Consider the following 1,138-nt stretch of genomic DNA (forward strand, 5'->3'; position numbering starts at 1 on the left):
GAGATGATGAGTTTTTTAGTTTGTGAGTTGATGTCTTCGGGAGTTGTTGGGCTTTCGTCAAGTTTAAAGTCAGTGAGTTGATTTGTAATGCACCTCGTATATGAAAGGAGTTTTTATCTTGTGTTGGCATCACAAAGATAACAAACTCCTCTCAATGTAAATATTAAAAGCCAAGACGACTTCTATTTGAGCGTCTATTCCTGCACGGGGCAAGGCAAAGTAGGTTAGAAATTATAATGCGGTGGCGCAATATAATGGCGTGCAAGGAAACAACTACTCTTTCTTCACTTTTTTACCATTAACAACGTACACGCCCTTAGGTAGACGTTCAAAGGGCAGTTTCATCCGTATGCCGTCGAGCGTATAAATCACGTCTTCCTTCGTTGATGGTGGCGTGGCGGCGTTGTCGATGCCTGTGTTCTTGCCGCGTTTTATAAGAACTTCGCCACATATCTCCTTGCCTTTTACAAATACATAGCCCCTAATGGCGTGGTACATGTCGCCGCGATACTCGCATGTTGCGCCTTGAGGACTGGCCAAATAGCTACCACCCTTTAACTTAATTCCCCGGAAAGCACACATGCATGGCTCGTCTTCCCATAAACGTACTGCATGCACCTGCGCATCGTCGATGGTGATGGCGTTTCCCCAAACGGGTGATTTGGCCTCGATGGTGCATCCGCCTTGGATGGTTAGTTGTCCGCCAGGGGATAATGATACGTTGCCCGACACTTCAAGCGAGCCACTGCCTGTAACCACCACTGCATTCTCGAGGGTTTCCACTGCTACTGAATTTGTGGGTTCGATGACGTTACGCCCAACCAATTTGATGATGAGTGGCCTTTCTTTATTTTCGGAGTCGATAAACATAGAGATACCTGGCTTATACTCATCGGGTTTAATCAAGACGTTGTTCAGCGTGAGTGTGCGGGTAGAATTGTCGAAGGTAATCTTCCCCTTCTTTACGGCCGTGAAACCACCAGCGGCCGTGATGTTCTTGTAATTGTCGGAAGTGATGTGCACTCCGCCAACCTCCACATAATAGTCGGCTGCCCTTGCCTGCGTTTGCCAAAGGGCTGCAACAAGGACAAGGATGTAATAATAAAAAACATTCTTTTTCATAAGCAGATATTTATTT

1 protein-coding gene is annotated in these 1,138 nt (G+C 46.1%); it reads right to left on the reverse strand.

All coding sequences use genetic code 11. The features are described from left to right. Positions 1-273 precede the first annotated feature (273 nt). Positions 274-1,122 (reverse strand): hypothetical protein, encoded by an 849-nt coding sequence (locus HMPREF0670_RS15050; protein ID WP_009231990.1) that lies wholly within the window; start codon positions 1,120-1,122, stop codon positions 274-276. Positions 1,123-1,138: the final 16 nt, after the last annotated feature.

The organism is Prevotella sp. oral taxon 317 str. F0108 (assembly GCF_000162415.1).
GTDB classification, from domain to species: Bacteria; Bacteroidota; Bacteroidia; order Bacteroidales; family Bacteroidaceae; genus Prevotella; species Prevotella conceptionensis.

What these genes read in the sequence shown, in the direction of transcription:
- HMPREF0670_RS15050 (WP_009231990.1), bottom strand. Translation starts at nt 1,122, where the DNA reads ATGAAAAAGAATGTTTTTTATTATTACATCCTTGTCCTTGTTGCAGCC.